The following is a 25,194-nucleotide window of genomic DNA, read 5'->3' as shown; positions in this document are numbered from 1 at the left end:
GGACCACGGCCGTGAGCATCGTCACGGGCCCCGGTGTTCCCGTGAGGGCCGTCACGCCTCACACTGGTATCAGCACGTCCGACAGCGCCGTTGACGTCCACAGGCAGTCCGCCTTGGACGGTGCGTCGGACGTTTTTTGTGCCAAACAAACGTGGTGAGACCCCACAGGAGGAAGAAGTGTCCAGCAAGGCCGCTCTAGTTTTCCGCGTGGCCGCAGTCGCCGAAGCCCTGTCCTGGGCGGCGCTGCTTGTCGGGATGTTCCTCAAGTACGTCGTGCACTCCTCCGGTGAGGGCGGCGTGCCCGTCATCGGCATGGTGCACGGCGTGATCTTCGTCCTCTACGTGGTCGTCTCCCTGTCCGTGGCGAAGCCGCTCGGCTGGCGCCCGAAGACGCTGGTGCTGGCCCTGCTCGCGAGCATCCCGCCGCTGTTCACGTGGCTGTTCGAGAAGTGGGCGCTGCGCAACGGCAAGCTCGACGGCCCGCAGCGGCTGTCCCACGGCGGTGTCGGCCTGTTCCAGGTCAAGGAGCCCGTCGCCGCCTGATCCCGGCAGCTGAGAAAGGGCCCGCGCTCCGGCGCGGGCCCTTTCTGTCATTCGGTGAAGTCGCCGGCCGCGCGGCGGACCTTCGTCAGCAGGTCGGTGAGCTGCTCGGTCTGCCGGTCGGTCAGCCCGTTGAGGCCGAAGTCGATCTCCGTCACGGCCGCCGTCGCGGACTCGCGGCGCTTGCGGCCTTCGTCGGTGATCTCGACGAGCGTCGTGCGGCGGTCGGTCGGGTGCGGGACGCGCTTGACGAGCCCGTCCTTCTCCAGCCGGTCGACTATGTTGGTGACACTGGTGGGGTGCAGCTGGAGCCGCTCGCCCATCACCCGCATCGGCAGGCTGGCGCTGCGGGCGAAGGTGAGCAGCACCAGCGCTTCGTACCGGGCGAAGGTCAGGCCGTGCGGCTTGAGCGCGCCGTCCACCGCGGACTGGATGATCTGCTGGACGCGCATCACGCCGGTCACCGCGGCCATGGTGCCGGAGGGCCCGATCCGGTCCTCCCACAGCTGTGCCGCGCGGGCGATCGGGTCGAACGGCAGCGGACGGTTCATGACACGCGAAGTTACCAGCGGGTACCGGCGGGTGTCGCACGACCGGCGGAAAGAACACCGAAGAAGGGACTTCCGAGCATGATCGTCGCGTTCAGCGTGAGCCCGTCCGGCGGGGAGCCCGACGGCGGAGTCAGCGAAGCCGTCGCTCGCGCCGTCAAGGTGGTCCGTGAGTCGGGCCTGCCCAACTCGACCAACGCGATGTTCACGAACATCGAGGGCGAGTGGGACGAGGTGATGGACGTCGTCAAGCGCGCGGTCGAGGCCGCGGGGGAGGGCTCGGCCCGCGTCGGCCTGGTCCTGAAGGCCGACATCCGGCCCGGCTTCGAAGGCCAGCTCGAAGCCAAGGTGGACCGCGTCGAAGCCCACCTTCGCGAGTCCTGACCAAGCGCCCCAATGGGGTTGTTTCATCCTGATCGCTGCTGATCAGGGTGGGTTGACCGAGTCTGGTAATGCTCACCCCAGACCGAGGCGGGCACTGTCGCGGATGTTCTGCTCGTGCTGGGTGAGCACGAGCAAAGCCCGCAGCAACGTCGACGCATGACGGGCATTGAGACGGAGCCGGTCGAGGATGTGCCAGTGTTTGAGGGCGGCGAAGCCGCCCTCCACCGCGCACCGCATCGCCGCGAACGCGGCGTTGGCCTGCTTCTGCGCCTTGCTCAGCGGCCGGCGCGCCTCGGCCTTGTAAGGGGTGAGCACGACCTGCTCACATGCTCCGCCGCAGGCCGGGCAGTCGCGGGTGGTGCGGACGTCTTTGTGCCAGCCATGGAACCCTTTGTCCCCGGCCGGGGTCAGGCCGTGGGCGTGCAGCCGTTCGCGCAGGCGTAACCGGCGAGCGGCGGTGATGTCAGCGGTCTTGCCCGGCAGGGCTGCCGAGACCCACAGCAGCCGGCCCTGCTCGTCGGTCAGTCCGAGCGTGAGCAGGCCGTGCTGTTTGTGTTTGCCGCTGTAGTGGGCCCGGTTCGCTTGTCCGGTGCGGCGACGGGTCCGGATCAGGGTGCCATCCACCAGCACCACCTCACCACCCCGGGCGGCCTGGCGCCGCAGGACCCGGTTCAGGCGGGTGGCGCGGGCGGCGAGCAGGCCGATGACTTCCAGCACCCACCGCCGCACCGTGGACGCGGAGACGTTCATGCCGGCGCCGAGGTGGGCCAGTCGCGGGTCGTGACGCAGCACCGCCAGCACCGTCAGCGCCTGCCCGGCGGGGGTGGCTTTGCGCCAGCGAGACCGCAGCCGGCCTCGGTGGGCGCGGATCAGCCCGGCGACCAGCTGCAGGGTCTGACGAGACAGGGGAAGGGTGACCTGGTAGGAAAGAGCACCGAAGCCCTCGGCGGGTGATTGACTCACATCTCGATCTTGCCGAGGGCTTCACCTATGCCCAGGCTCGCCACGCCGGTCCCGCCACCACTTCCTGCCACCACAGGCAACCACAGGGACCTCAGCACCCTGACCAGCCACGTTCACGATGAAACAACCCCAATGTGGCCTTGGTTGCGTCTGACGCACCGAAGGCCACATTGGGGCGCTCGGGACTACGGAAGTGGCGGGGTGAAGGCGACCGTCCAGCGGCCGTCTTCACTCGTCACGTTCAGCGCGTAGCTGAACGGACGGCCGTCGCCGAGGGTGCCTTCGACCGTCGCGCGGGCCGGAGCCGCCGCGTCCGGGCCCAGCTCCACGCGCACGTCGTGGACACCGTGGTCGGCCAGCGCCGTCACGTAGTCCTTCGCGAAGTCGTCCCCGCCGGAGCCCGGGTAGTCGACCAGGCCGGCGAGGGCGTCCGCGTCGTGCCCGGACAGCGCCGACGCGAGCTTGTCGCGCAGCTCGCCGGGTGAGGACGCGCCTGGGTCCGGTTCGTGCACGATGAGCAGCGTCACCGCGCCGATCCACGCGAGCGCGGCCACGATGGACAGCCCCACTTTCACGTCACGCCGGATGTGCACCGGCCGAGCCTGCCCCACGCGGCGCCGTCCTGCCAAGCGATGGGCACCCGGTGAAAGCACGCGGCACGCGTGCCAGGATGGAAGCGTGACACAGCCACGCGGATCTGCAGCGAAGTCAGCGGCCCTGTCCGCCGCCCTGTCCGGCGCGGTCGACTTGTCCGCGCTCAAGGCCCGCGCCGAATCGGCGCAGAGGCAGCCGGCCCCGCCCGCCGGCCCGGCCGGCGGAGACGCTCCGCCGCCGTCCGCCCCGGGTTCGTCCGAGGCCGTGATCGACGTCACCGAGGCCACCTTCCAGCAGGAGGTCGTCGAGCGGTCCCTGCGTCAGCTGGTGATCGTCGACCTGTGGGCCGAGTGGTGCGGCCCCTGCAAGCAGCTGTCCCCGGTGCTCGAGCGGATGGCCGCCGAGTCCGGTGGCGCGTGGGTCGTGGCGAAGGTCGACGTCGACGCCAACCCGCGCATCGCGCAGCTGTTCGGCGCGCAGTCCATCCCCACGATCGTCGCCATCGGCGGCGGCCAGCCGGTCGACGCCTTCTCCGGCGCCCTGCCCGAGCCCGAGATCCGCAAGTGGATCAACGCGCTGCTCGAAGCCCTGCGAGACAAGCTGCCGGCGATCGCCGAGGCCGAGGCCAACGGCGGCGGCCCGATCGAGGAGCCCGAGGACCCGCGCTTCACCGAGGCGGAAGAGGCCTTCGAGCGGGGCGACTTCGCCGCCGCGCAGGCCGCCTACGAGCGCATCCTCGACGTCGAACCGGCCAACGAGCTGGCCAAGAACGCGCTGGCCCAGGTCAAGTTCACCGCCCGCGCGGAGAGCGCCGACCCGGACGCCCGCGCGAAGGCCGACGCCGACCCGGCCGACCTGTCGGCCCAGCTCGACGCGGCCGACCTGGAGATCGCGGAGAACGACGTCGAGGCGGGCTTCAAGCGCCTGATCGACACGGTCCGCCGCACCGCGGGCGACGACCGCAACCGGGTCCGCGAGCACCTGGTGGCGCTGTTCGACCTGTTCGACCCGGCCGACGAGCGCGTCATGAAGGCCCGCCGCAACCTGGCGAGCGCCCTCTTCTAGAACCCGCGAAAAGGCCCCCACCACGCGGTGGGGGCCTTTTTCACGCGCTCAGGCGGGGCTGCTCGCGAAGATGACGGCTCCCGGGACGTCCTCGTCCGGCCCGATGACGAGTTCGGCCTCGATCGTGAACCCCGCGTCACGCAGCCAGCCCGCGATCCGGTCCGGCGGGCGGTGGTGGCTGTCCACGTCGACCGGGCGGCCGGTGTAGCCCTCGGACGTGTGCTGCGTCCCGTCACCGACGTGAAAGCCGACCAGCAGCGGGCCTCCCGGCCGCAACACCCGGCGGAACTGCTCGAACACGCCGGGCACCGCGTGGTCGGGCACGTGGATGACGGACCAGAACGCGAGCACGCCGGCGACCGAACCGTCCGCCAGGTCGAGGTCGGTCATCGACCCGACCTCGAAGCGCAGGCCGGGGTGGTCGCGCCGCGCGATGGCGATCATCCCGGGCGAGAGGTCGATGCCGAACGCGTCCACACCGAGCTCTTGGAGGTGGCCGGTGACGTAGCCCGGCCCGCAGCCGACGTCGGCGACCGGCCCGCCTCCGGCGCTGTGCACCGCCTCGGCGAACAGCGCCAGGCTCGCGCGCAGGTAAGGCCGCTCGTCGAGCAGCCCACGCACCTTCTCGAGGTATCCGGGGGCGTCGGTGTCGTACGAGGAGCGCGTATCCGACAGCCACTTGTCAGCCATGGGCGACCTCAGGCGTACTGCTTCGAGCAGACCGACGAACCCTCGAGGTAGCCGCGCCGCAGCGACTCGACCCGGTCGAAACCGCTGTCCGGGCGCTTGCCGTTGACGTCGGCCGACACCAGGCTCTCCGGCTGCAGCAGGTCCGCGATCGCCTCGTCGAGGTCACCCGCGGACAGCCGCAGGTCGCCCGGGCGGTTCGTGAACGCCGCCCACGCGCCGACCAGGCAGGCCGTGCGCAGGCCCGCGTTCGCGTTGTCGATCGACGCGCCGACGCCCTTCTGGATGCCCAGCGCGTACCGCGAAGCGACCTCGGAGAAGGCCGCGAAGTCACCCATGCCGCCCGGGTCGTCGCCCTGCATCTCGGCCTTGCGGTCGATCGGCTGGGCCAGCGCGGACAGCTTGGCGAGGTCGATGCTCACCGTGTTGTCGTCCGGGCAGTACGACGCCGGCGGCGTGGTCTGGCAGCTGCCGCCGTCGGCGATCTCCGGCGCGGCCACCCCGGCGCCCTTGAACGCCTCGTCGAGGCTCTTCTTCAGCAGCTCGACGGCGGACTGGTTGAACTTCGTGTCGCCCTTGCCGGTGTCACCCTTGTCGAAGGGACGCTCGGTGAGCCGCGCCTTGACGTTCTCCGCGTTCATCGCCGCGCATTCCTTCGGGCCCTTCTCGAACCCGGTCTGGAAGGCGAAGGTGCGGTCGAACGCCGTGCCGTGCGCGCCGCGGTCGGCGCCGCTGGTGCCCGCGGTGTCGCGGATCAGGAACATCGCCGCCATGACCTGGTTCAGGCCCTCGGACGTCGACACGCGGTAGAACTTGCTCTTGTCCTCGGCGACCCAGCGGAAGTAGCCGCCGGCGAAGCAGTCGGCCTGCTGCTCCTTCACGACGGTCGGGGTGCTCTTGGCGATCCCGGCCTTGTCGCCCAGCCGGAACTGGACGGCGTGGCCGAACTCGTGCGCCAGCACGACGACCACGGACATCGGCCCGAACCGCTGGCGCAGCATCGGCAGCAGCACCCCGCGGTCCCAGGCCACCGAGTCGTCGGCCGAGCAGTAGAACGCGTTCACGAGCTTCTTGACGCTGCCGCAGCCGGTGGTCTCGGTGTCGGTGTCCGAGTCGTAGGACAGCAGCGACTTCACCGGCTCGAACTGCTGGCCGAAGTCGGCGGGCAGGCGTTCGTTCCAGTACGTCTGGACGTCGTCGATCGCGGCGGTGGCGAGCTTGTCGTCCTCACCGCCGTCGGCGTTCTTGACGTCGACCTTCGGCGTGGGCGCGTCCGGCTTGAGGCCGCTCTCGAAGTGGGTCACCGGCAGCCCGGCGACCGCACCGGCGCCGGGGTCCTTGGCCGGGTCGCCGGTGGCGCCGCCCTTGTCGTTGCAGCCGCTCACGGCCACCGCCGCGACGGCGAGCAGCGCGACCAGCGTGCGCCGTCCTCCCCCTGGGATCATCTCGTTCACTCGCTCTCGTGCCCACCCGGTACGGATGCGCAGGACCCTACCCAGGGCATTCGCGGGGCGTGCACGTTATCCCGGAACTGCTCCCTTGCGCACGGGCGTCCGCGGCCCGATATCGTCGCTTCCCATGCGTGCAGTCCGCCGGTTCACCGTCCGCGCCAGCCTCCCGGAATCGCTGTCGGGCCTCGGCGCGCTGGCCACCAACCTGCGTTGGACCTGGCACCCGCCGACGCGCGACCTCTTCGCGTCGATGGACGCCGAGCTGTTCAACGCGGTGCGCGACCCGCTGCGGATGCTCACCGCGCTGCCGCCGGCGCGTCTCGACGAGCTCGCCGTCGACGACGACTTCCTCGCGCGCGCCCGTGACGCGGCCGCGGACCTGGAGAACTACCTGTCGGAGCCGCGCTGGTACCAGCAGCGTGACGACGATCTCCCACCCGCGGTCGCCTACTTCTCCATGGAGTTCGGCGTCACCGAAGCGCTGCCGAACTACTCCGGCGGCCTCGGCGTGCTGGCCGGCGACCACCTCAAGGCCGCGTCCGACCTGGGCGTGCCGATGGTCGGCGTCGGACTGCTCTACCGCAACGGCTACTTCCGCCAGTCGCTCTCGCTCGACGGCTGGCAGGTCGAGCACTACCCGGTGATCGACCCCAACGCGTTCCCGCTGGAGCTGCTGACCGCGGGCGGGCGGCCGGTGCTGATCGGCGTCGCGATGCCTGGCGGGCGCGAGCTGTGCGCGCAGATCTGGCAGGCCCGCGTCGGACGCGTGCCGCTGCTGCTGCTCGACACCGACACCGAGGCCAACGACGAGGACCTGCGCGGCGTCACCGACCGGCTCTACGGCGGCGACGCCGACCACCGGCTGCGGCAGGAGATCCTGGCCGGCATCGGCGGGTTCCGCGCCGTCCGCAAGTTCTGCGAGCTGACCGGCCACCCGCAGCCGATGGTGTTTCACACGAACGAGGGACACGCGGGCTTCCTCGGCCTGGAACGCGCGCGCGAGATCGTCCAGGCCGACGGCCTGGCGTTCGACGAGGCCATGCCCGCGGTCCGGGCCGGCACGGTGTTCACCACGCACACCCCGGTCAGCGCGGGCATCGACCGGTTCCCGGTCGACCTGGTGCAGCGCTACTTCGCCGACGGCAGGCTGGTCCCGGACATCGACCCGCGGCGCGTCCTCGCGCTCGGCGCCGAGGACAACCCGGGCCTGTTCAACATGGCGCACATGGGCCTGCGGCTGGCGCAGCGCGCCAACGGCGTCTCGCAGCTGCACGGGCGCGTCACCCGCAAGATGTTCTCGCGGCTGTGGCCCGGCTTCGACCACGACGAGGTGCCGATCTCGTCGGTGACCAACGGCGTCCACGGCCCGACCTGGGTGGCGCGCGAGCTGAGCACGCTGCTCGGCCGCGAGTGGGGCCTCGACGTCGGCGAGGGGCCGCTGCGCGACGGCGTCACCGACGCCCAGCTGTGGGAGCTGCGGCGCGAGCTGCGCGAGAAGCTGGTGCACGAGGTCCGGCGGCGGGTCCGCGCGGCGTGGCTGCAGCGCGGCGCGTCACCGCTCGAGCTGGGCTGGGTGGACTCGGTGTTCGACCCGGACGTGCTGACCGTCGGGTTCGCCCGCCGGGTGCCGACCTACAAGCGCCTGACGCTGATGCTGCGCGACCCGGAGCGGCTGCGCACGCTGCTGCTCGACGAGCAGCGCCCGATCCAGGTCGTCGTGGCCGGCAAGTCGCACCCGGCCGACGAGAACGGCAAGCAGCTGATCCAGCAGATCGTCCGGTTCGTCGACGGCGCGGACGTCCGGCACCGGATCGTCTTCCTGCCGGACTACGACATGTCGATGGCGCGCTACCTGTACCGGGGCTGCGACGTCTGGCTGAACAACCCGGTGCGGCCGCTGGAAGCGTGCGGGACGTCGGGGATGAAGTCGGCGCTGAACGGCGGGCTGAACCTGTCGATCCGCGACGGCTGGTGGGACGAGTGCTACGACGGCAGCAACGGCTGGGCGATCCCGACCGCGGACGGCGTCACCGACCCGCTGCGGCGCGACGACCTCGAGGCCGCGGCGCTCTACGAGCTGCTCGGCCAGCAGATCGCGCCGCTGTACTACGACCGCTCCGCCGACGGCGTGCCGACCGGCTGGCTGTCGATGGTGTGGCACACGCTGGAGACGCTCGGGCCGCGGGTGCAGGCGTCCCGGATGGTCCGCGAGTACGTCGACAACGGCTACCTCCCGGCATCTCGCATGGTGGCGGCGGCGACGGGCGACGGCTACCGCGGCGCGCTGTCGCTGGCGGACTACCGCACGAAGCTCGAGGTGTCGTGGCCGCGCGTGCGGATCTTCGACTCGGAGCTGCTGGTGGAGGCGACCGAGCGGCTGGTGGTCGGCACCGAGGTGACGATCCGCGCCCGCATCGACCTGGCCGGCCTCGACCAGTCCGAAGTGGACATCCAGGCGGTGGTCGGCCGGGTGGGCGACGACGACGAGCTGCGCGACGCGGTGACGGTCCCGATGACCGAAGACGGCATCGGCGCGTTCGCGGCCCGGCTGAAGCTGCCGCGGCCGGGGTCGATCGGGTACACGGTGCGGGTGCTGCCGAAGCACGGGCTGCTGGCCGCGCCGGCCGAGCTGGCCCGCGTGGTGCTGGCCTGAATCACCAGTAGGGCGGCGGCGCGGCCGGGCCCGGGAAGTCCGGGGGCAGGTGGCGCGGGGTCGCCCAGTACGGCGGGAGCGGACCCGGCCCGAAGGGACGCTGCGGGGCGACGATCACGCACCGGTGCTCGTGCGCTGGCCGGCGGCGTGACCACAGTACGACGGCCAGGCTGGTCGAAGTCACGCCGGCCAGGTAGGCCAGGCCGGCGATCAGGGCCATTTCCATGGTGTCTCCAGGTTCGGGGGCAGCGTCCGTTCGCGGCCGACGGAATCGACAGTAGGCACCGTGATCGTTTTTCGGTCGCCGGCCGGCGGTTCTGGTCAGGAACCGGTCGCCGAACGCTTGTACGGTTTGTTTTGGTCATGGAATGGTCATGGCGACTTCGTGGCCAAAACGTCGACTGGTCCGCTGATTTATGTCCACAAATTGTCATAAAGCCAGGTCGCGGACGTTTTTTGAACGGCCACGCCGCGGGTAAAGGTTGCTGCACTCGGCGCGAGACAGTCCTTTATGATGCGTTTCCCACGATCAAGGAGAAAGGAGAGGTGATTGACGTCGGTGCTCGCGGGCGCGTCGCGGAAATCTGCCCTCCGTCTCCACAAGGGATGGGGAATACAACGGGCTGATCTGCGGGAACAGCTCGGTCCGGCCCTGCGTGCCCTCTGGGGCGTCGGCGACGACGATCCCGTCGATCGCGTGCGGGCGATCGTCGTGCTCCGGCTCAAGGCCGTGCTCGACGAGATCGGCGACCGTGATCTCGCGTTCGTCATCTGGACGGCGTACAACCTGGGATCCGTGCCCGTGACGGCCAACCTGGGCGAGCGGCTGGGGAACCTCAAGCTGGCGGGGCTGTCGGACCGCACCTGCCGGCGGCGGATCGAGGTGTTCCACGAGCACCTGGAGCGCAGCCTGGGGCGCGCACACCGTGAATTCGGGGACCGCGAGCTGCGAGCCGCGTCGCGGTGGCTCGAGCACAACAGTCCGCCCGACGATCTGCCGGCGGTGGTGCCCGCGCCGCGTGGCGAGGTGACCGAGCTGCTCCGCATCCTGTCCACCCCGGACGCCGAGCGGGCCCCGCTGCTGGTCTGCCGCAGCATCGAGGTGTTCCTGGCCGGGCGTGGCTTCGCGCCGGCGAGCGGGGACGGCCGCGTGCTGCCGGTCGAGCTCGGCGAATGGGGAGCCTGGCTGTGCGTGTTCACCGATGCCGCCCGCCTCGACGCGTATCGGGCGGTGGCCGGACCGCGGTGGCGGCGGACGGTCGAGGCCAGCGGCCGTGACTTCGTCCGGGATGCCTACGACCGGCCGGAGCCGACCGGGGTGTTGATCAACCCGAGTGCCCGTCGCGGCTCCGACGCCCAAACCGCGCTACCCCTGCCCCCGATCGAGATCGCCCGGCTGGCCGGCCGAGGCTGACGAGTGAGGAACCACTGCGATGAGCGGCTTCGAGGTCGCGCCGGACGAGCTGCGCGCGGCAGGCATCCGGCTGGTCGGACTCGCACGCGAGTGCGCCGAACAGCCCGCGCTGCGCTACGCCGCCAAGGCGGAGCAGGCCGGTGACCCTCTGCTGGCGGACGCGCTGAGTGATTTCCAGGGTGCTTCCGCGGACGCGGTCAAGGGACTCGTCGGTGACCTCGATGAACTCGGGAACGGGCTGCGAGAAGGCGCCGAGCGGTACGCGAAGCACGAGGATGACGTCCACTGGGAATTCCCGGCCGTGGAGACAGCCCAGCCGTCCGGGGTCATCCCGGCGGCGCTGGGCTGAGCGACGGACCGGACATGGCCGAGCAATCGACCCCTTGGTCGAAGGGGACCATCAACCTGCTTCGCGGGGAGACCGACCGCCTCCGTGGCCTCGCCCGCGCTCTCGACGACCTCGCCGAAGACCTGGCCGCGGTCGATCCGGCGCATTGGGCAGGCGGGGCGTACGACGCGTTCGCGGCCGCGCGGACGGCTCGCGCGAGACGGATCCGGTCCACGGCTGCCGCGCACGAGGTCGCCGCGAGGGCACTCGGTGACTACGTGCAGGTCCTGGCGGACCTCGCTGATCGGCGGAACTACGAGTCGGAAAGCGGGGCCCTGGCCCGGCTGGAGCAACGCCGGCTCGAAGCCGCCGGGCAGGCCGGTGCCCGGTTGCGCGAGGCAGCAGAAGAACTGCGCTCGGCCGGCGTTGTCGTGGGCGAGGAGGTCGCCGCTCCGGTCAGACCGGCCACCACGCCCGGTGCTGACCCGGTGCGAACCTTCGGCGCTCAGCCGGCGCCGGCCGCGGCGCCGCCGGAGCAGCCGCAACCACAACCCCGACCGCTGGTCGCCGCGCTCGACCCGCGGGCCATCACCGACGTAGCCGCGTTCTACCGGCGTGTCCAGGACCTGAGCGACGCCGTTCACGACCACTGGACCGGGCACTGACCTGGAGCAACTCCAGCCGGAAATCGCTGCGCACCAGGGCACCCGCGGCGTTAGGTTGGACGCATGCGCTTCGGAATGTTCGTCCCGCAGGGCTGGCGGATCGACCTCGCCGGCATCGACCCCGCGGACCACTGGAAGACCATGCTCGGCCTCGCGAAACACGCGGAGGCCGGCCCCTTCGAATCGATCTGGGTCTACGACCACTTCCACACCGTGCCGGTCCCGACCGAGGAGGCCACGCACGAGGCCTGGTCGCTGATCTCGGCGTTCGCCGCCGCGACCGACACCGTGCGGCTCGGCCAGATGTGCACCTGCATGGGGTACCGGAACCCGGCTTACCTCGCGAAGGTCGCCGCCACCGCCGACATCATCTCCGGCGGCCGCGTCGAGATGGGCATCGGCGCGGGCTGGTACGAGCACGAGTGGCGGGCCTACGGCTACGGGTTCCCCGGCGCCGGTGACCGGCTCGCCCAGCTCGACGAGGGCGTGCAGATCATGCGTGACCTCTGGACCACCGGAACGTCCACACTGGACGGTAAGCAGTATCAGACCGACGGCGCGATCCTGCGTCCGCTGCCGCCGCAGGAAGGCGGCATCCCGCTCTGGATCGCCGGTGGCGGTGAGAAGAAGACCCTCAAGATCGCCGCGAAGTACGCGAAGTACACGAACTTCGCCGGCGACCCCGAGACGTTCACCCGCAAGTCGGAGATCCTCGCGCAGCACTGCAAGGACGTCGGCACCGACTTCGACGCGATCGTCCGCTCGGTCAACCACAACTCGGTCATCGGGGAGACCGAAAAGGACGTCCAGGACAAGCTGGCCTGGCTGAAGTCCCACCTCGGCAAGTACGTGCCGGCGGACGCCGCCGAGCGCTGGCACAGCGTCTTCGTGAACAGCCCGACGACGGGCACGCCGGAGCAGGTCACCGAGAAGCTCGCCGCGCTGGGCGAGCTCGGCATGTCCTACGCGATCTTCAACTTCCCCGAAGCCGCGTACGACCGGTCCGGCATCGACCTGTTCGCCGAGAAGGTCGCGCCCGCCCTCGCCTAGGTGGTGTCCTGTGAGTCTGCTCGATGGGCTTCGTGATCCAGGTGGTTCCTGGCGGTGCGGGCGGAGCACCCTCGTACTGGGCCGTACTCGGGTGATCCGCCCGTGCCGTCAGGGGCCGCCTGGGCGCGAAGACCGCGAGCTTGACTTGCAGGACGCCGCCTAGGGCACCGCGGGGCTGCCGCCGGTCTGCACGGGCAGGCCGGCGGCGGCCCAGGCGCGGAAGCCGCCTTCGAGATCGGTCGCGCGGGCCAGGCCCAGCTGTTGCAGGTCCGCCGCCGCGAGGCTCGACGAATAGCCCTCGTTGCACAGCACGACCACCGTCGAGTCGGCCGTCACGCCGGGCAGCTTCCACTCGCTGTCCGGCGCCAGCCGCCACTCCAGGTGGATCCGCTCGACGACCACCGCGCCCGGGATCTCGCCCTCGGCTTCGCGGTTCGCCAGTGGCCGGATGTCGACGAGCAGCGCGCCCGCCTCCTGCAGCTCGTGGGCCCGGGCCGGGGCGACCCGGTCCAGGCCGGAGCGGGCCTGCTCGAGGAAGGAGTCGATGGCGCTCATCCGCCGACGATAACCGGCAGCGGCGGGATCTCGGCCGGCACGTCGGCGAGTGTCGCGTACTCCCGCGTCGGCACCAGCGGCGGCGAGTACGCGTGGACGCTCGCCGCGGGCGCGTCACCGATGCCGGTGACCTGGTGGGCGCGCCCGGCGCCGAAGCCGATGCCCTGCCCCGCGAGGTGCGTGCGCCGGCGGACCGGCCCGCCGGGATAGCGGTACTCCTCGCCGAGCTCGCCCTGCAGGACGGTGAACGAGCCCGACGCGCCGCCGTGGTCGTGCGGCTTGGTGTGCTGGCCCGGCAGCCACGACAGCAGCCACAGCTCGACGCCGTCGGTCAGCGCCAGCCGCGCCCACCAGCGGCGGTCTTCGTCGAAGCGCAGGATGTCCTTGACGCTCGAGGTCAGCTCGGTGGTGACGGTCGTGGTCAGCTCGGCCAGCTCCCGCGGCGTCCAGAGCAGCCGCGACGGGTGCAGCAGCTCGGGCAGCAGCGGGTCGGTCAGCCGCGGGTGGATTTCGACGGCGGGACGGGTCAGCGAAGTGGTCAACGCGGGGGCTCCTCGGACAGCAGGTGATCAGGACGCGAGGCAGCGCGGCACCGCACGGAAGATCAGCGAAGCCGCGCCCGCGTACACCCGGCCGAAGCGACGAGGAGCAGGTCGATCGCGCGACGGCGCCAGAACGAGCCCCGGGTCACCGGGGTCACGGGCGCGTCGGCGGACATGCGGTGATCGTGCCACAGCCGGGTCGCGGCAGGCCCGGCGTTCCACTTCGTGGACGCACTCCGACCTGCCGGTTCGCCGTCTCACCCGGGCGGGTGCGCACGCGCGCGCGACGGCAGACAGAATGGGCTTCGTGAGCGAGCCGATCCAGCCCAGCGAACTTGACGACCTCGTGGTCCGGATGGCCGGTGTCGGCGTCCGCCGGGGGACCAACGACCTCCTCGCCGGCCTCGACTGGTCCGTGGAACTCGACGAGCGCTGGGTGGTGCTCGGCCCGAACGGCGCGGGCAAGACCACCCTGCTGCGCCTCGCCGCGGCCGAACTGCACCCGACCACCGGCGAGGTCGACCTGCTCGGCGAGCGCATCGGCCGGGTCAACATCTTCGACCTGCGTCCGCGCATCGGCTTCACCTCGGCCGCCATCGCCCAGCGCGTGCCGGGCGACGAGCTGGTCAAGGACGTCGTGGTCAGCGCCGGCTACGCGGTGCTCGGGCGCTGGCGTGAGGAATACGACACCCTCGACACCGCTCGCGCGAGCGAGCTGCTCGAAGCGATGGGCATCGGGCACCTGGCCGAGCGCACGTTCGGCACGCTGTCCGAGGGCGAGCGCAAGCGCGCGCTGATCGCCCGGTCGCTGATGACCGACCCGGAGATGCTGCTGCTCGACGAGCCGGCCGCGGGCTTGGACCTGGGTGGTCGCGAGGATCTCGTCGCGCGGCTGTCCGACCTGGCCCTCGACCCGGAGGCGCCGGCCCTGGTCCTGGTCACCCACCACGTCGAGGAGATCCCGCCGGGGTTCACCCACGCGCTGCTGCTGCGCGACGGCCACGCGGTGGTGTCCGGCCTGGTCGACGACGTCATCACCAGCGAAAACCTGTCGAAGACGTTCGACCAGGACCTCGTGCTCGAGCGTTCCGGCGATCGCTTCTTCGCCCGCCGTCGCTAAGCTGACGCTACCGGCCGGTAGCCTGCTGGCAATCCGTCAACGAGGAGGAGTGACGTGGGAGAGTTCGTAACCCTCGAGGTCAAGGACGGGGTCGGCACGATCCGGCTCGACCGGCCGCCGGTCAACGCCCTGAACGCCCAGGTCACCGCCGAGCTCGCCGAGCTGGCGAAGGAGGCGACCGAGCGCGACGACGTCCGCGCGGTGATCCTCTACGGCGGCGAGAAGACTTTCGCGGGCGGCGCGGACATCAAGGAGATGGCCACCCGCACCTACCCGGAGATCGCCAAGTTCGGTGCGAACCTCACCGGCACCCTCGCGGCCATCGCGAACATCCCGAAGCCGGTCGTCGCGGCCATCACCGGCTACGCCCTCGGCGGCGGCCTCGAACTGGCGCTGACGGCCGACTGGCGCGTCGCCGGCGACAACGTCAAGGTCGGTCAGCCCGAGATCCAGCTCGGCGTCATCCCCGGCGCGGGCGGCACCCAGCGCCTGGCGCGGCTGATCGGGCCGAGCAAGACCAAGGACATCGTCTACACCGGACGGTTCGTCAAGGCCCAGGAAGCACTGGCTCTCGGGATCGTCGACCAGGTCGTCGCTCCCGACGACGTCTACGCGGCCGCGCACAAGTGGGCGGCCCAGTTCGCGAACGGCCCCGCGGTGGCGCTGCGCGCGGCGAAGGCGGCCATCGACGGCGGCCTCGACGTGGACCTCCCGAACGCGCTCAAGCTCGAATCACACCTGTTCGCCGCGCTCTGGGCGACCGAAGACCAGCGGAACGGCATGAAGTCGTTCATCGAAAACGGGCCCGGCAAGGCCACTTTCGAAGGGAAATGACGCCTTGACCGACGTGAACGACCCGGCCCCGAACCCGCACGCCACCGCGGAAGAGGTCCAGGCGGCCTACGCCGACCCCAAGCTCGCGAACGTGCTGTACCACGACTGGGAAGCCGGCACCTACGACGAGAAGTGGTCGATCTCGTACGACGAGCGCTGCATCTCCTACGCCACCGACGTGTTCAACGCCGTCGCGGGCGAGGACGGCCAGCCCTACCAGCACGCGATGGAGCTGGGCAGCGGCACCGGCTTCTTCCTGCTGAACCTCATGCAGGGCGGCGTCGCCAAGAAGGGGTCGGTCACCGACCTCTCGCCCGGCATGGTCCAGGTCGCGCTGCGCAACGCCGAGAAGCTCGGCCTCGACGTCGACGGCCGGGTCGCCGACGCCGAACGCATCCCGTACGAGGACAACACGTTCGACCTCGTGGTCGGGCACGCGGTGCTGCACCACATCCCGGACGTCCAGGCGGCGTTCCGCGAGGTGCTGCGCGTGCTCAAGCCGGGCGGCCGGTTCGTCTTCGCCGGCGAGCCGACCAAGATCGGCGACTTCTACGCCCGCAAGCTCGGCCAGTTCACCTGGTTCCTGACCACGCGCGTGACGAAGCTGCCCGCGTTGAGCGGCTGGCGGCGTCCGCAGTCCGAACTGGACGAGTCGTCCCGCGCCGCCGCGCTGGAGGCCGTGGTCGACATCCACACCTTCGACCCGTCGGAGCTGGAGTCGTGGGCCCGCGGGGCCGGCGCGCAGGACGTGCACGCGGTCACCGAGGAGTTCGCGGCCGCGCTGGCCGGCTGGCCGATCCGGACGTTCGAAGCCGCGGTGCCGCAGGAAAAGCTGACCGTGCGCTGGCGCCTGTTCGCCTACCACCTGTGGCTGCGGCTGTCCGCTGTGGACAAGAAGCTGCTGGCGAAGATCCTGCCGCGCGAGCTGTTCTACAACGTGATGATCACCGGGACCAAGCGGCCGTCCTGAGTTGGCGTATTCGTTCAGCCTCGGCGACGTCGCCTACCTGCGTTCCGACGCGGGTGTGGCGGCGCTCGCCGAGGTTTCGGCGCTGCCGCTGACCGACCACATCGCTTCGGTCGCCGCTGTTCGCCGTCTCGTGGGCGAGGAGCACGCGGCCGCGGTCCTGGAAACCGTGCTGCTGCGCCGAAAAGCCGTGTCGAAGCTGTCCTTCGAGGACGGTCTGTTCACCTCGGACGCGCTCCAGCAGGCGAGTGCCACACCGGTCGCCCGGCACCGGGCACGGCGGCTGGCCGGGCTCGACGTCCACGACGTCACGTGCTCGGTGGGGGCCGACCTCGTCGAGATCGCGCGGGTGGCGCGGCGCGCGCTCGGGTCCGATCTGGACCAGGTGCGGCTGGAGATGGCCCGGCACAACGGAATCAGCGCGGGTGTCTCCTTCGGACTCGTGCGGGCCGACGCGCTGCGCCCGGTCAGCCGGTCCGGCGTGGTCGTCGCGGATCCGGCCCGGCGTGACTCGGCCGGGCGGCGGGCATGGAAACCGGCGGACTTCGCGCCACCCCTCGACGGCCTCGTCGAGGCCTACCCGGGCCGCCCGTTGTCCGTGAAGTGCGCGCCCGGCCTCGACTTCGCGCTCACGCCGTGGGCGGAGGAGGTCGAGCTGGTGTCGCTCGACGGCCAGGTCCGGGAATCCTGTCTCTGGCGGGGGCTCGGCACCGGAGTCACGCGGCGGGCGAGCGTGCTGCGCTCGGACGGGACACAGTGGACGGTCACCGACACCGAACCGGACGAACTGCCCACCCGGGCGCCGGGGGAGTGGATCGTCGACCCCGATGGCGCCGTCGTCCGGGCCGGGCTGGTCCGTCACTACGCGGCCCGGCACGGGTTGTGGCAGCTGGACGAACGCATCGCGTACCTGACCGGCGACACCCCGCCACCGGGCGTGCGAGCCTTCCGCGTCCTGGAGCAGGGGCCCTACAGCGAGAAGGCGCTCAAAGCCGTCCTCAAGCGACACGACGTCGGGCGGCTGGAAATCCTGGTCCGCGGCCTGGACGTCGACCCGGATGTCTTGCGGCGACGGCTGAAACCACGTGGTGACGCGGAAGCGTCGGTCGTGCTCACGCGGATCGGGCGGTCGCCGGTGGCGTTCCTGTGTCGCGCCGAAAGGTGAGCGGAAACTTTCGAGGGGTGGAACTCCGGGTGAACGTGACGTAGGTTCCCCGGGGTTGGCAAGTCACCACTGGAGGGTCGCCGTGTCCGGAAAATGGTCAGGTCTCGTCAAGCTCGCCGCCGCCGCGGCCATCGGCGCCACCGTCGCCTCGGGGGCGACCGCGCTCGCCGGCTCGGACGACGCGACCGCCGCCCGCGCGAAGGAGCCGGCCAACATCGGCCAGGTCAAGAACGACGTCAAGGCCTACTACGGCGACTACCTCGACGCCGCGGGCAAGCACCACTACTCCGACACCAGCCGGTTCGCGAAGGACACCAAGAACGTCGTCGCCGACGCGAAGCGCTACCTGCAGCAGCAGCTCGGTCGCGTGAAGAACCCGGCGATCGTGCTGGACGTCGACGACACGTCCGAGATCACCTACGGCTGGGAGGCCGACAACGACTTCGGCTTCGACCCGGTCAAGCAGCAGCAGGCCATCGACAACGGCACCTTCACCGCGAACAAGCCGGTGCTGGAGCTGACGAACTGGGCCGTGCAGCACGGCGTCAAGCTGTACTTCCTGACCGGCCGCAACGAGCTGCAGGGGCCGCAGTCGCTGAAGAACCTCGCGAACGAGGGCTACCCGGCCCCGGCCGGCGCGTTCTTCAAGCCGAAGGTGACCGCGCCCGACTACTTGCCGTGCGGGCTGACCTGCAACACCGTCCAGTACAAGTCGGGCACGCGGGCGCACATCGAGGCCACCGGCGCGAAGATCGTGCTCAACGTCGGCGACCAGTTCAGCGACCTCGAGGGCGGCTACGCGCTGCGTCCGATCAAGCTGCCGAACCCGATGTACTACCTGCCATGAGCCCGTCCTGAACCTCGACTTGCTGAGGACGTTCCTGGCCGTTTACCGGGCGGGATCGCTGACCGGCGCGGCGCCGTCGCTGGGGTTGTCCCAGCCGACGGTGACCGCGCAGGTCAGAACCCTCGAAGACGAGCTGGGGCGGCAGCTGTTCGTGCGCGGCGCCCGGGGCGTCACGCCGACCCCGGCGGCCGACGAGCTGGCCGCCCGGATCGCGCCGCACATCGACGCGCTGTCTTCGGTGACGGTCGGCGACGACCCGTTCGCGTCGCCGGTGCACCTGGCCGGGCCCGCCGAGCTGACCACGCTCCGGGTGCTGCCCGCACTGGCCGGGCTGGTCGCTTCGGGCCTGCGGCTGCGGGTGACGTTCGGCCTGGCCGACGACCTCCTCGCGGGCCTCGCCCAGCGCCGGTTCGACCTCGTGGTGTCGACGATCCGGCCCCGGGGCCGCGGCTTCGCGGCGACGCCGTTGACCGACGAGGAGTTCGTGCTGGTCGGCCCGCGCGGCTTCACCGGCGACCCGCGGACCGCGCCGCTGGTCGCCTACGCCGAAGACTTGCCGATCATCCGCCGCTACTGGCGTTCGGTGCTCGGCGTCCGGCCGCCCGCCGGGCCGGCCGTGGTGGTCCCGGACCTGCGTGGCGTCCTGGCCTGCGTGCTGGCCGGGTTCGGCGTCAGTGTGCTGCCGCGGTACCTGTGCGCGGCCGAGCTGGCGTCCGGCTCGCTGGTCGCGTTGCTCGAACCGGAGGAGCCGCCGATCAACACGTTGTTCGTCGTGACCCGGACCGAGCCGTGCCGGGCGGGGCCCGCGGCGGTGCGGGACGCACTGCTCGCGGACGCCGCCCGGTGGTGACTCAGCCGGTGTAGCCCGCGAAGATCTTCGCGAACTCGTACTTCGCCTGCGGCACGTTCGTGCACTTGTAGAGCGCGCCGGTGCACGCGTTGGCGTCGCGGCCGGCCTCCCAGAACGACAGCATGCCCAGGTGGACGGTCTTCGCGAACGCCACCAGCGCCTTGGCGTCCTTCTGGTAGAAGATCTCGTTCTGCGAGTCGTTGACGCCGATCATCGGGGTGACGCCGACCTTCTTCCACGCCGCCGCGTCGCTCAGCCCGTAGAGCGACTTGAGCTGCGCCTGGGTCGCCTTGGCCGCGGAAATCGCTTTCGCGCCCTGGTCGCCGGCGCCCTGGTAGTAGTCCATCGCCATGATGTTGACCAGGTCGAGGTTCACGCCGGCGTTCTTGGCGGCCTTGACGACGTTGAGCCCGTCGGCGGTCAGGCCGTTCGGCAGCACCGGCAGGGTCAGCGAGATCTTCAGGCCGGGGTTGTTGTCCTGGAGCGTTTTCAGGGCTTGGGAGCGGCGGGTGATCGACGCCGGGTCCGCGACCGCCGCGCCCTCGATGTCGAAGTCGGCGTACTTGAGGCCGTACGCCTTGACGACGGCGTCGTACTCGGCCGCGACCTGCGCGGACGTGCTGCACGCCTGGGCCAGCTCGATGCCGGACGCGCCGCCGAAGGAGATCTTGACGTCGCCGCCGGCGTTGCGGATCTTGGTGATTTCGTCCTTCTGCCAAGCGGTGCGCGGGTCGTAGGCGCCGAACCAGCTGGCCTTGCAGCCGTAGGAGTTGACGAAGGCCAGCGTGAAGCCCTTGACGCCGCTGGCCGCGGACATCGCCGACAGGCTGGGCGTCGGCCAGGCGCCCATGTCGACGTAGGGGCCGACGGGGATCGGGGACCCGGCGGCGGCTTCGGCCGGGACGGCGAAGCCGGTGGTGGCGAGGGCCAAGCCGGCCAAAGCGGACAGGAAGGAACGGAGTCGCATGGGAAACCTCCACGACGAGGTGCGCGCGGCGGGGAATTCCGGTCATGATTGGTATAGACCATTAATGTGGTCCGGACCATAGGCCGAACGGGGTACCCCGGTCAGCGGGAACCCGCCTTCTTCCGGCTCCGCGTCAGCCACCACTCGGCGACCAGCAGCGGCAGCACCCAGCCGGTCCACGTCGTGACGCCCGCGATCGCTTGCCCCATGGCCAGCTCGCTGCCGCCGAACGTCGTGTCCAGCTGCGGCGCGAACACCATCGCCCAGACCACGCCCCAGATCCGGTTGCTGATGATGGACATGCAGAGGGCGAAGCTGCGGACCATCCAGCGCCGGTGGTCGCCGAAGCGGCGAGCCCGCGCCATCCGGTAGCCCTGCACGGTGCAGCCGAACCAGAGCGTCGCCAGCAGCACGTTCGACACCGCGCCGATCGGCCCGAACGGCGCGGCGAGCGCGATGGCGAACCCCGCGATCGACGCCGGGACCGCGCCGGCGAAGACGTACACGCGGCCGGTGCGCCGGTGCACCACCGGGTACTTCTGGCGCAGCCACGGCCAGATCTGCAGCGCGCAGGTCACCATCGCGATGGACGCGAAGCCGATGTGCGTCACCAGCACCGGGTAGTACCAGCTCATGGGCGCCTGGATCCGCGACTGCGCCGGGTCGAGCCCGAGGTAGGGCGGCAGCGAGTACACGAGGAACACCGTGACGAGCAGGCCCAGCGGGAACACCCACGGGCGGCGCCACCACGCCTGCTTCGTGTGGCGGACTCCGGGTTTTTCGATCGTGGTCATGACGGCCCCCTTGTTCGTACGGTGTATTCGCACCGTATGGACCGGCTGGTCGGCGTCACAATGCTCGCTGGCGACAATGGGGGAGTACCCTGAAACCGTTCTAGGTGGCCGGGGAAAGTGTTCTAGTACGGATCGGCGGTGTGCGTGGCCGAGCAGGCACCCTACCTGCGGATCGTGGCGGACCTGCGCCGCCGGATCAGTGCGGGCGAGCTGCGTCCCGGCGACCGCGTCCCGTCCACGCGTTCCCTGGTCCGGGAGTGGGGCGTGGCGATGGCGACGGCGGCGAAAGCGCTGTCCGCGCTGGGTGAGCAGGGCTGGGTGCGCGCGGTGCCGGGCAGCGGCACGGTCGTGGCCGAGCGGACACCGCAGAAACCCCCGCTGGGCCGGGACCGGCTGGTCCGCGCGGCGATCGCGCTGGCCGACGCCGAAGGCCGCGGCGCGCTGTCGATGCGGCGGCTCGCGGCCGAGCTCGGCGTCGGCCCGATGGCGCTGTACCGGCACGTCCCGGACAAGGAAGAGCTGATCCGCCTGATGGCGGACACGGCGTTCGGCGCCGAGTCACTCCCCGAGCCGGGGCCGGCGGAGTGGCGGCCGCGGCTGGACCTGGCGGCGCGGGCGCAGTGGCGCGCGTACCGGCGGCACCCGTGGCTGGCGCCGGTGATGCTGCACTCGCTGGTGCGGCCGCCGGTGGTCGCGAGCGGGCTGCGCCTGGTGGACTGGTCGTTGCGGGCGCTCAGCGGCACCGCCCTGCCGCGGCGCACGAAGCTGCAGGTGCTCATGACGCTCAATGGCTGGGTCGGCGGTCTCGCGGTGAGCCACGCGTTCGAGGTGGAGGCCGAACAGGACACCGGGATCACCGGAAGTCAGCGCCTCGAAGCCGACATGGCGTTGCTGATCGGCCACCTCGAGTCAGGCCGGTTCCCGGCGCTGGCGGAGGTGATCACGGGCCTGACCGACGTCGACCTGGACGAGGCGTTCGAGTTCGGCCTGCGTCGTCAGCTGGACGGAATCGGTGTGCTGCTGGCGGAACACGCCTAAACTGACGGCGGTGTCGATCACCACGAAACGACTCACGCTGCACGCGTGGTCCCAAGACTTCTTCGACGACTTGTTCGCGCTGGCCCAGCTCCCGGAGACGGTCCGCTACGTCGGCACGGGCGAGCCGTGGAGCCGCGAGTACACGGTGGCCAAGCACGAGGCAACACTCGCGCACTGGGCGTCGCACGGTTTCGGCTGGTTCGCGGTCTCGGCGTCCCAGGGCTCGTTCGATGGCGTGGTGTCGTTGGTGCGCCGAAGCCCGACGGAGTCCGGCTTGGGCCTGCCGGCGGTGGAGATGGGCTGGTGGATAGCCCCATCGGCCTGGGGCCACGGCTACGCAACGGAAGCGACGACGGCGGTCCGCGACCACGTCTTTTCGGCGGGCCACACGGACCGGCTGCTGGCGGTGTACGAGCCGGCGAACAAGGCCTCGGCGCGGGTGGTGGAGAAGCTGGGGTTTCGGCCCCACAGCCAATTCACCCTTGATGGCCGGGTGGAGCAGCGCGCGGTGCTGGACCGTCCGCGCTGACCTGTCCACAGGCTGGCCTGGATGTGGACAAGTTCGTGGCTGGACGGCCGATTCCGGGGTTTTGTCCGGGTGGTGCGTTCGACCAGGGTCGCGGCGCAGCCGGCAGGCGATCTGCTGCGGGCTCCACCGCACATCCAGCCCATCCTGGACGATGACCCGCAACACCGGATCCGCGACCAGCTTGCCTACCCTGGGCCGGGCCTCGTCGGCCAGCGACCCCCTCGTGCGCGGCATACGGCTGACAGGTCCCCTCGGATTGCTGGTTGCGGTCCAGTTCCCGGCTGATCGTCGACACCGGACAGCCCAGCTCGGCCGCGATCACCCGCAGCGAGACCCCGGGTTCACGGGCCCGGTCAGCGATCCGGATCCGCTCGTGCACGCTGACAAACCGTGCCGACACCACCGGCGGGGCCGGTGGAAATGTTGCGGCCTCGGCGCGCCAACGTTTCGCTCTCCGGTAGTCGACCCCCAACCTGCCCGGGCCGCTTCCCTGCTGCCCGTTCCTGCTTCCACCAGCGCAAAGCAGGCCACCCGCTCAGCGGCCATCGGCGGCCCCGCGGCCACCGCCGATCCGCCCGTCCCCAGGGCTCAGGTAACGCGACCACCTCCGGAGACCGCCAACGAGCGAGGGACTTTCCCGACCCACCGGTGCACCGCATCGGCCAATCCCTCATCGCCACAACCCGGAGCCCCAGCCCAGGCCACATGACCGTCAGGCCGCAGGAGCACCGCCGACAAGTCCGAAGTGGACGAACCCGCCGCAATCACCTCGACCGACGGCGACCAGTCCGCGAACGACCCCGAAAAGTCCACCAGCACCGGCCGCCCGGAACGCAACAACGCGGCCAGGTGAGTCTCGACCTCGTCCACCCGCAGCGGCACGTCCGGCGCCAGCCGCCCCAGCCACGGGTGCCCGCCCGGCTCGTAACAAGCGTCCAGCCCGGTGATGATCTCCGCCAGCGCCCGGTTCCCGGCCGGATGCGCGGCGACCCGGCGCATCAAGTCGGCCAGCGGTGCCTCGTCGTCCTCCGCCAGCGCGACCTGTGCCCGCGTGTTCGCCAGGATCCGTTCGCCCGCCGCGTGCCGCTCGTCGTGGTAGGTGTCCAAGAGGCCGTTCGGCGCTGTCCCGTGCACCGTCGCCGCCAGCTTCCAGCCCAGGTTGAACGCGTCGTCCAGCGCCACGTTCACCCCGATCGCGCCCGCCGGCGGGTGGATGTGCGCCGCGTCGCCCGCCAGGAGCACCCGGCCCTCGCGGTAGCGCGACGCCAGGCGCGCCGCGTCGCCGAAGCGGGTCAGCCAGCGCGGCGCGCGCAGCTCGACGTGCCGGCCGAGCACCGCGTCGACCTGCGCTTGCAGTCGGTCCAGCGGCACCGGTGTGTACTTGTCCGCGGGCGGGTCGTCCTCCCGGACGATGATCCGGACGTACCCGGGCCGCGGGATGACGTACACCGAGCGGCCGTCCGGGCCGGCCGAAACCCCGTACGGCAGCTCGCATTCGACGTCGCCGAGCAGTGGGAACCAGCGCGCGTCCACACCCGGGAAGCCGATCCCGGTCTGCTTGCGCACCGTGCTGCGCCCGCCGTCGCAGCCCACGAGGTAACGAGCCTCGAACGTCTGACCATTGTGGATGGTCGCGGAAACGCCGTCCGGGGACTGGGTGAACGTGCGCAGCTCGTGGCCACGCAGGATCTCGGCGCCGAGTTCGATGGCGCGCGCCTCCAGCACTTCTTCGACGCGGGTCTGTGGAATCCCCAGCGAGAACGGGTGATCGGTCGCCGCGTCCGCGAGCAGCAACGGCCCGGGCAGGCCGGTGACCGGCGCGTGCGGCACCTGGTGCCCCTCGGCGACCAGGCCCTCGGCCAGCCCGCGACGCGCAAGCAGGTCCAGCGAGCGCGAGTTGAGGTTGAAGCCGCGGCAGTGCGGGCGCTCCCGGAGGCGCTCGACCACCGTGGTGCGGACGCCGGCCAGCGCGAGTTCCGCGGCGAGCAGCAGGCCGGCGGGGCCGGCGCCGGCGATGAGGACGTCGGTTTCGTGCACAGCGTTTCCCCTCAGGAGTGGTCGGGCCAGGGCAGCGAGCCGGCGCGGATCTCGGCGGCGGTGCGGCGGGCCCAGTCGAGCTCGGCCTGCCAGGCGTGCCGGACGAACTCGACCTCGATCATGAACAGCCGCGGCGCCCCCTGGCCCACGGTGTCGGCCAGCGCCGTGTCCGCGCCTTCGACGCGTTCGGCCAGATGTCGGGCGCGTTCCTCCAGCGCGTCGGCCGCGCGCTCGGGGCCGAGCGCGCCGAGATAGGCGACCGCCGCGACGAACTTCGGGTACTCCGCGATCGGCTCGCGGACCAGCTCGTCGAGCCAGGCGACGAACTCCTGGCGGCCGAGCTCGGTGTGCGCGTAGACGGTCCGCTCCGGCCGGTTGCCGTCCCGGACCGTTTCGACCGGCTCGATCCAGCGGTGCTTCGCCAGCGACTCGACAGTGTCGTAGAGCGAACCCGGGTTGATCTTGAAGCTCGTGTCCTTGTTGCGCTCGCGCAGGGTGGACGCCATTTCGTACGGGTGCATCGGGCGTTCCAGCAGCAGGCCGAGCAAGGCGAGCGCGAGGGTGTTGCGGATCTTACGAGGTGGCACTAGTCGCTCCCTATTAGTCG

Annotated in this window: 29 protein-coding genes; 16 read left to right on the top strand and 13 right to left on the bottom strand. The window is 71.0% G+C overall.

The features are described 5' to 3' along the window. Positions 1-177 precede the first annotated feature (177 nt). Entirely contained in the window at positions 178-543 is a 366-nt protein-coding gene (locus M8542_RS42115) for a DUF3817 domain-containing protein (RefSeq protein ID WP_103350428.1), read from the top strand. A gap of 47 nt (positions 544-590) precedes the next feature. Here the strand turns inward: M8542_RS42115 and M8542_RS42110 are convergent, their stop codons facing one another. Continuing rightward, complete coding sequence (locus M8542_RS42110) at positions 591-1,091, bottom strand: MarR family winged helix-turn-helix transcriptional regulator (protein ID WP_257925990.1); 501 nt, start codon at positions 1,089-1,091, stop codon at positions 591-593. Between the two features lie 78 nt (positions 1,092-1,169). On the opposite strand from M8542_RS42110, the gene M8542_RS42105 reads away from it, so the two are divergent. Beyond that, the gene (locus M8542_RS42105; protein WP_257925989.1) at positions 1,170-1,472 is read left to right on the top strand and encodes a thiamine-binding protein; all 303 of its coding nucleotides are present in this window, start codon (positions 1,170-1,172) and stop codon (positions 1,470-1,472) included. Positions 1,473-1,544: 72 nt separating this feature from the next. Here the strand turns inward: M8542_RS42105 and M8542_RS42100 are convergent, their stop codons facing one another. Both M8542_RS42100 and M8542_RS42095 read right to left on the bottom strand, forming a co-directional pair. Next, positions 1,545-2,435 carry a transposase family protein gene (locus M8542_RS42100; RefSeq protein WP_257925988.1) on the bottom strand — a complete coding sequence of 297 codons (891 nt, stop codon included), beginning with the start codon at positions 2,433-2,435 and terminating at the stop codon, positions 1,545-1,547. A gap of 185 nt (positions 2,436-2,620) precedes the next feature. Then, positions 2,621-3,028 (bottom strand): hypothetical protein, encoded by a 408-nt coding sequence (locus M8542_RS42095; protein WP_257925987.1) that lies wholly within the window; start codon positions 3,026-3,028, stop codon positions 2,621-2,623. Positions 3,029-3,113: 85 nt separating this feature from the next. Between M8542_RS42095 and M8542_RS42090 the strand changes: the two genes are divergently transcribed. Continuing rightward, positions 3,114-4,094, top strand: a complete 981-nt coding sequence (locus tag M8542_RS42090; protein WP_257925986.1) for a tetratricopeptide repeat protein — start codon at positions 3,114-3,116, stop codon at positions 4,092-4,094. Positions 4,095-4,142: 48 nt separating this feature from the next. Here M8542_RS42090 and M8542_RS42085 read toward each other — a convergent pair whose 3' ends face one another. Together M8542_RS42085 and M8542_RS42080 are read right to left on the bottom strand one after the other, a co-directional pair. Next, positions 4,143-4,784, bottom strand: coding sequence for a class I SAM-dependent methyltransferase (locus M8542_RS42085; protein WP_257925985.1), 642 nt, complete (start codon positions 4,782-4,784; stop codon positions 4,143-4,145). 8 nt (positions 4,785-4,792) lie between these two features. Further along, positions 4,793-6,226 carry a neutral zinc metallopeptidase gene (locus M8542_RS42080; protein WP_257926015.1) on the bottom strand — a complete coding sequence of 478 codons (1,434 nt, stop codon included), beginning with the start codon at positions 6,224-6,226 and terminating at the stop codon, positions 4,793-4,795. Positions 6,227-6,359: 133 nt separating this feature from the next. On the opposite strand from M8542_RS42080, the gene glgP reads away from it, so the two are divergent. After that, positions 6,360-8,885 (top strand): alpha-glucan family phosphorylase, encoded by a 2,526-nt coding sequence (glgP, locus tag M8542_RS42075; protein ID WP_257925984.1) that lies wholly within the window; start codon positions 6,360-6,362, stop codon positions 8,883-8,885. 1 nt (position 8,886) lies between these two features. Here the strand turns inward: glgP and M8542_RS42070 are convergent, their stop codons facing one another. Next, positions 8,887-9,111: a hypothetical protein gene (locus M8542_RS42070; protein WP_257925983.1), complete on the bottom strand. Its 225-nt coding sequence runs from the start codon at positions 9,109-9,111 to the stop codon at positions 8,887-8,889. Positions 9,112-9,435: 324 nt separating this feature from the next. Between M8542_RS42070 and M8542_RS42065 the strand changes: the two genes are divergently transcribed. The 4 genes from M8542_RS42065 to M8542_RS42050 all read left to right on the top strand — a co-directional run bounded on the left by M8542_RS42065 (position 9,436) and on the right by M8542_RS42050 (position 12,342). Continuing rightward, positions 9,436-10,299 (top strand): hypothetical protein, encoded by an 864-nt coding sequence (locus M8542_RS42065; protein WP_257925982.1) that lies wholly within the window; start codon positions 9,436-9,438, stop codon positions 10,297-10,299. A gap of 19 nt (positions 10,300-10,318) precedes the next feature. Then, complete coding sequence (locus M8542_RS42060; RefSeq protein ID WP_257925981.1) at positions 10,319-10,648, top strand: DUF6317 family protein; 330 nt, start codon at positions 10,319-10,321, stop codon at positions 10,646-10,648. Positions 10,649-10,662: 14 nt separating this feature from the next. Further along, positions 10,663-11,292, top strand: a complete 630-nt coding sequence (locus tag M8542_RS42055) for a putative T7SS-secreted protein (protein ID WP_257925980.1) — start codon at positions 10,663-10,665, stop codon at positions 11,290-11,292. 63 nt (positions 11,293-11,355) lie between these two features. Then, the gene (locus tag M8542_RS42050; RefSeq protein ID WP_257925979.1) at positions 11,356-12,342 is read left to right on the top strand and encodes an LLM class F420-dependent oxidoreductase; all 987 of its coding nucleotides are present in this window, start codon (positions 11,356-11,358) and stop codon (positions 12,340-12,342) included. Between the two features lie 159 nt (positions 12,343-12,501). On the opposite strand, the gene M8542_RS42045 is transcribed toward M8542_RS42050, so the two are convergent. Together M8542_RS42045 and M8542_RS42040 are read right to left on the bottom strand one after the other, a co-directional pair. Beyond that, positions 12,502-12,897 (bottom strand): rhodanese-like domain-containing protein, encoded by a 396-nt coding sequence (locus M8542_RS42045; protein ID WP_257925978.1) that lies wholly within the window; start codon positions 12,895-12,897, stop codon positions 12,502-12,504. Continuing rightward, a complete protein-coding gene (locus tag M8542_RS42040) occupies positions 12,894-13,439 on the bottom strand; it encodes a cysteine dioxygenase (RefSeq protein WP_257925977.1) in 546 nt (181 codons plus the stop codon). Before M8542_RS42040 ends, M8542_RS42045 begins: the two co-directional genes overlap by 4 nt. 298 nt (positions 13,440-13,737) lie before the next feature. On the opposite strand from M8542_RS42040, the gene M8542_RS42035 reads away from it, so the two are divergent. The 6 genes from M8542_RS42035 (at position 13,738) to M8542_RS42010 (ending at position 19,222) form a co-directional block, all read left to right on the top strand. Beyond that, on the top strand, positions 13,738-14,559 hold the full coding sequence (locus M8542_RS42035) for an ABC transporter ATP-binding protein (RefSeq protein WP_257925976.1): 822 nt from the start codon (positions 13,738-13,740) through the stop codon (positions 14,557-14,559). Positions 14,560-14,613: 54 nt separating this feature from the next. Beyond that, a complete protein-coding gene (locus tag M8542_RS42030; RefSeq protein ID WP_257925975.1) occupies positions 14,614-15,393 on the top strand; it encodes an enoyl-CoA hydratase/isomerase family protein in 780 nt (259 codons plus the stop codon). A gap of 4 nt (positions 15,394-15,397) precedes the next feature. Beyond that, positions 15,398-16,363, top strand: a complete 966-nt coding sequence (locus M8542_RS42025) for a class I SAM-dependent methyltransferase (protein WP_257925974.1) — start codon at positions 15,398-15,400, stop codon at positions 16,361-16,363. Position 16,364: 1 nt separating this feature from the next. After that, positions 16,365-17,525: a class I SAM-dependent methyltransferase gene (locus M8542_RS42020; protein ID WP_257925973.1), complete on the top strand. Its 1,161-nt coding sequence runs from the start codon at positions 16,365-16,367 to the stop codon at positions 17,523-17,525. 82 nt (positions 17,526-17,607) lie between these two features. Further along, a complete protein-coding gene (locus M8542_RS42015) occupies positions 17,608-18,372 on the top strand; it encodes an HAD family acid phosphatase (RefSeq protein ID WP_257925972.1) in 765 nt (254 codons plus the stop codon). Between the two features lie 19 nt (positions 18,373-18,391). Then, positions 18,392-19,222: a LysR family transcriptional regulator gene (locus M8542_RS42010; RefSeq protein ID WP_257925971.1), complete on the top strand. Its 831-nt coding sequence runs from the start codon at positions 18,392-18,394 to the stop codon at positions 19,220-19,222. A 1-nt stretch (position 19,223) separates the two neighbouring features. Here the strand turns inward: M8542_RS42010 and M8542_RS42005 are convergent, their stop codons facing one another. Next, positions 19,224-20,189: a chitinase gene (locus tag M8542_RS42005; protein ID WP_257925970.1), complete on the bottom strand. Its 966-nt coding sequence runs from the start codon at positions 20,187-20,189 to the stop codon at positions 19,224-19,226. 101 nt (positions 20,190-20,290) lie between these two features. Next, complete coding sequence (locus M8542_RS42000) at positions 20,291-20,983, bottom strand: DUF2306 domain-containing protein (RefSeq protein WP_257925969.1); 693 nt, start codon at positions 20,981-20,983, stop codon at positions 20,291-20,293. Between the two features lie 144 nt (positions 20,984-21,127). Here M8542_RS42000 and M8542_RS41995 point away from each other — a divergent pair, with 144 nt between their 5' ends. Further along, positions 21,128-22,021: a TetR/AcrR family transcriptional regulator C-terminal domain-containing protein gene (locus M8542_RS41995; protein ID WP_372508743.1), complete on the top strand. Its 894-nt coding sequence runs from the start codon at positions 21,128-21,130 to the stop codon at positions 22,019-22,021. Between the two features lie 10 nt (positions 22,022-22,031). Then, positions 22,032-22,550 (top strand): GNAT family N-acetyltransferase, encoded by a 519-nt coding sequence (locus tag M8542_RS41990; protein WP_257925967.1) that lies wholly within the window; start codon positions 22,032-22,034, stop codon positions 22,548-22,550. Here the strand turns inward: M8542_RS41990 and M8542_RS50710 are convergent. The 3 genes from M8542_RS50710 to M8542_RS41980 form a co-directional block, all read right to left on the bottom strand. Further along, a complete protein-coding gene (locus M8542_RS50710) occupies positions 22,498-22,929 on the bottom strand; it encodes a helix-turn-helix domain-containing protein (protein WP_372508742.1) in 432 nt (143 codons plus the stop codon). The two genes, M8542_RS41990 and M8542_RS50710, sit on opposite strands and share 53 nt — an antisense overlap. Before the next feature lie 209 nt (positions 22,930-23,138). Then, positions 23,139-24,587 (bottom strand): FAD-dependent monooxygenase, encoded by a 1,449-nt coding sequence (locus M8542_RS41985; protein ID WP_257925966.1) that lies wholly within the window; start codon positions 24,585-24,587, stop codon positions 23,139-23,141. Between the two features lie 11 nt (positions 24,588-24,598). Then, complete coding sequence (locus tag M8542_RS41980; protein WP_257925965.1) at positions 24,599-25,174, bottom strand: PadR family transcriptional regulator; 576 nt, start codon at positions 25,172-25,174, stop codon at positions 24,599-24,601. Between the last annotated feature and the right edge of the window lie 20 nt (positions 25,175-25,194).

This window comes from Amycolatopsis iheyensis, from assembly GCF_024703995.1.
Classification (GTDB): Bacteria; Actinomycetota; Actinomycetes; order Mycobacteriales; family Pseudonocardiaceae; genus Amycolatopsis; species Amycolatopsis iheyensis.
Note: the sequence above shows the minus strand (reverse complement) of the source record. Positions and strands in the feature narration are given on the sequence as shown.

What these genes read in the sequence shown, in the direction of transcription:
- M8542_RS42000 (WP_257925969.1), bottom strand. Translation starts at nt 20,983, where the DNA reads ATGACCACGATCGAAAAACCCGGAGTCCGCCACACGAAGCAGGCGTGG.
- M8542_RS42070 (WP_257925983.1), bottom strand. Translation starts at nt 9,111, where the DNA reads ATGGAAATGGCCCTGATCGCCGGCCTGGCCTACCTGGCCGGCGTGACT.
- M8542_RS42045 (WP_257925978.1), bottom strand. Translation starts at nt 12,897, where the DNA reads ATGAGCGCCATCGACTCCTTCCTCGAGCAGGCCCGCTCCGGCCTGGAC.
- M8542_RS42110 (WP_257925990.1), bottom strand. Translation starts at nt 1,091, where the DNA reads ATGAACCGTCCGCTGCCGTTCGACCCGATCGCCCGCGCGGCACAGCTG.
- M8542_RS42050 (WP_257925979.1), top strand. Translation starts at nt 11,356, where the DNA reads ATGCGCTTCGGAATGTTCGTCCCGCAGGGCTGGCGGATCGACCTCGCC.
- M8542_RS42035 (WP_257925976.1), top strand. Translation starts at nt 13,738, where the DNA reads ATGGGCTTCGTGAGCGAGCCGATCCAGCCCAGCGAACTTGACGACCTC.
- glgP (WP_257925984.1), top strand. Translation starts at nt 6,360, where the DNA reads ATGCGTGCAGTCCGCCGGTTCACCGTCCGCGCCAGCCTCCCGGAATCG.
- M8542_RS42005 (WP_257925970.1), bottom strand. Translation starts at nt 20,189, where the DNA reads ATGCGACTCCGTTCCTTCCTGTCCGCTTTGGCCGGCTTGGCCCTCGCC.
- M8542_RS42105 (WP_257925989.1), top strand. Translation starts at nt 1,170, where the DNA reads ATGATCGTCGCGTTCAGCGTGAGCCCGTCCGGCGGGGAGCCCGACGGC.
- M8542_RS42080 (WP_257926015.1), bottom strand. Translation starts at nt 6,226, where the DNA reads ATGATCCCAGGGGGAGGACGGCGCACGCTGGTCGCGCTGCTCGCCGTC.
- M8542_RS42055 (WP_257925980.1), top strand. Translation starts at nt 10,663, where the DNA reads ATGGCCGAGCAATCGACCCCTTGGTCGAAGGGGACCATCAACCTGCTT.
- M8542_RS42060 (WP_257925981.1), top strand. Translation starts at nt 10,319, where the DNA reads ATGAGCGGCTTCGAGGTCGCGCCGGACGAGCTGCGCGCGGCAGGCATC.
- M8542_RS42085 (WP_257925985.1), bottom strand. Translation starts at nt 4,784, where the DNA reads ATGGCTGACAAGTGGCTGTCGGATACGCGCTCCTCGTACGACACCGAC.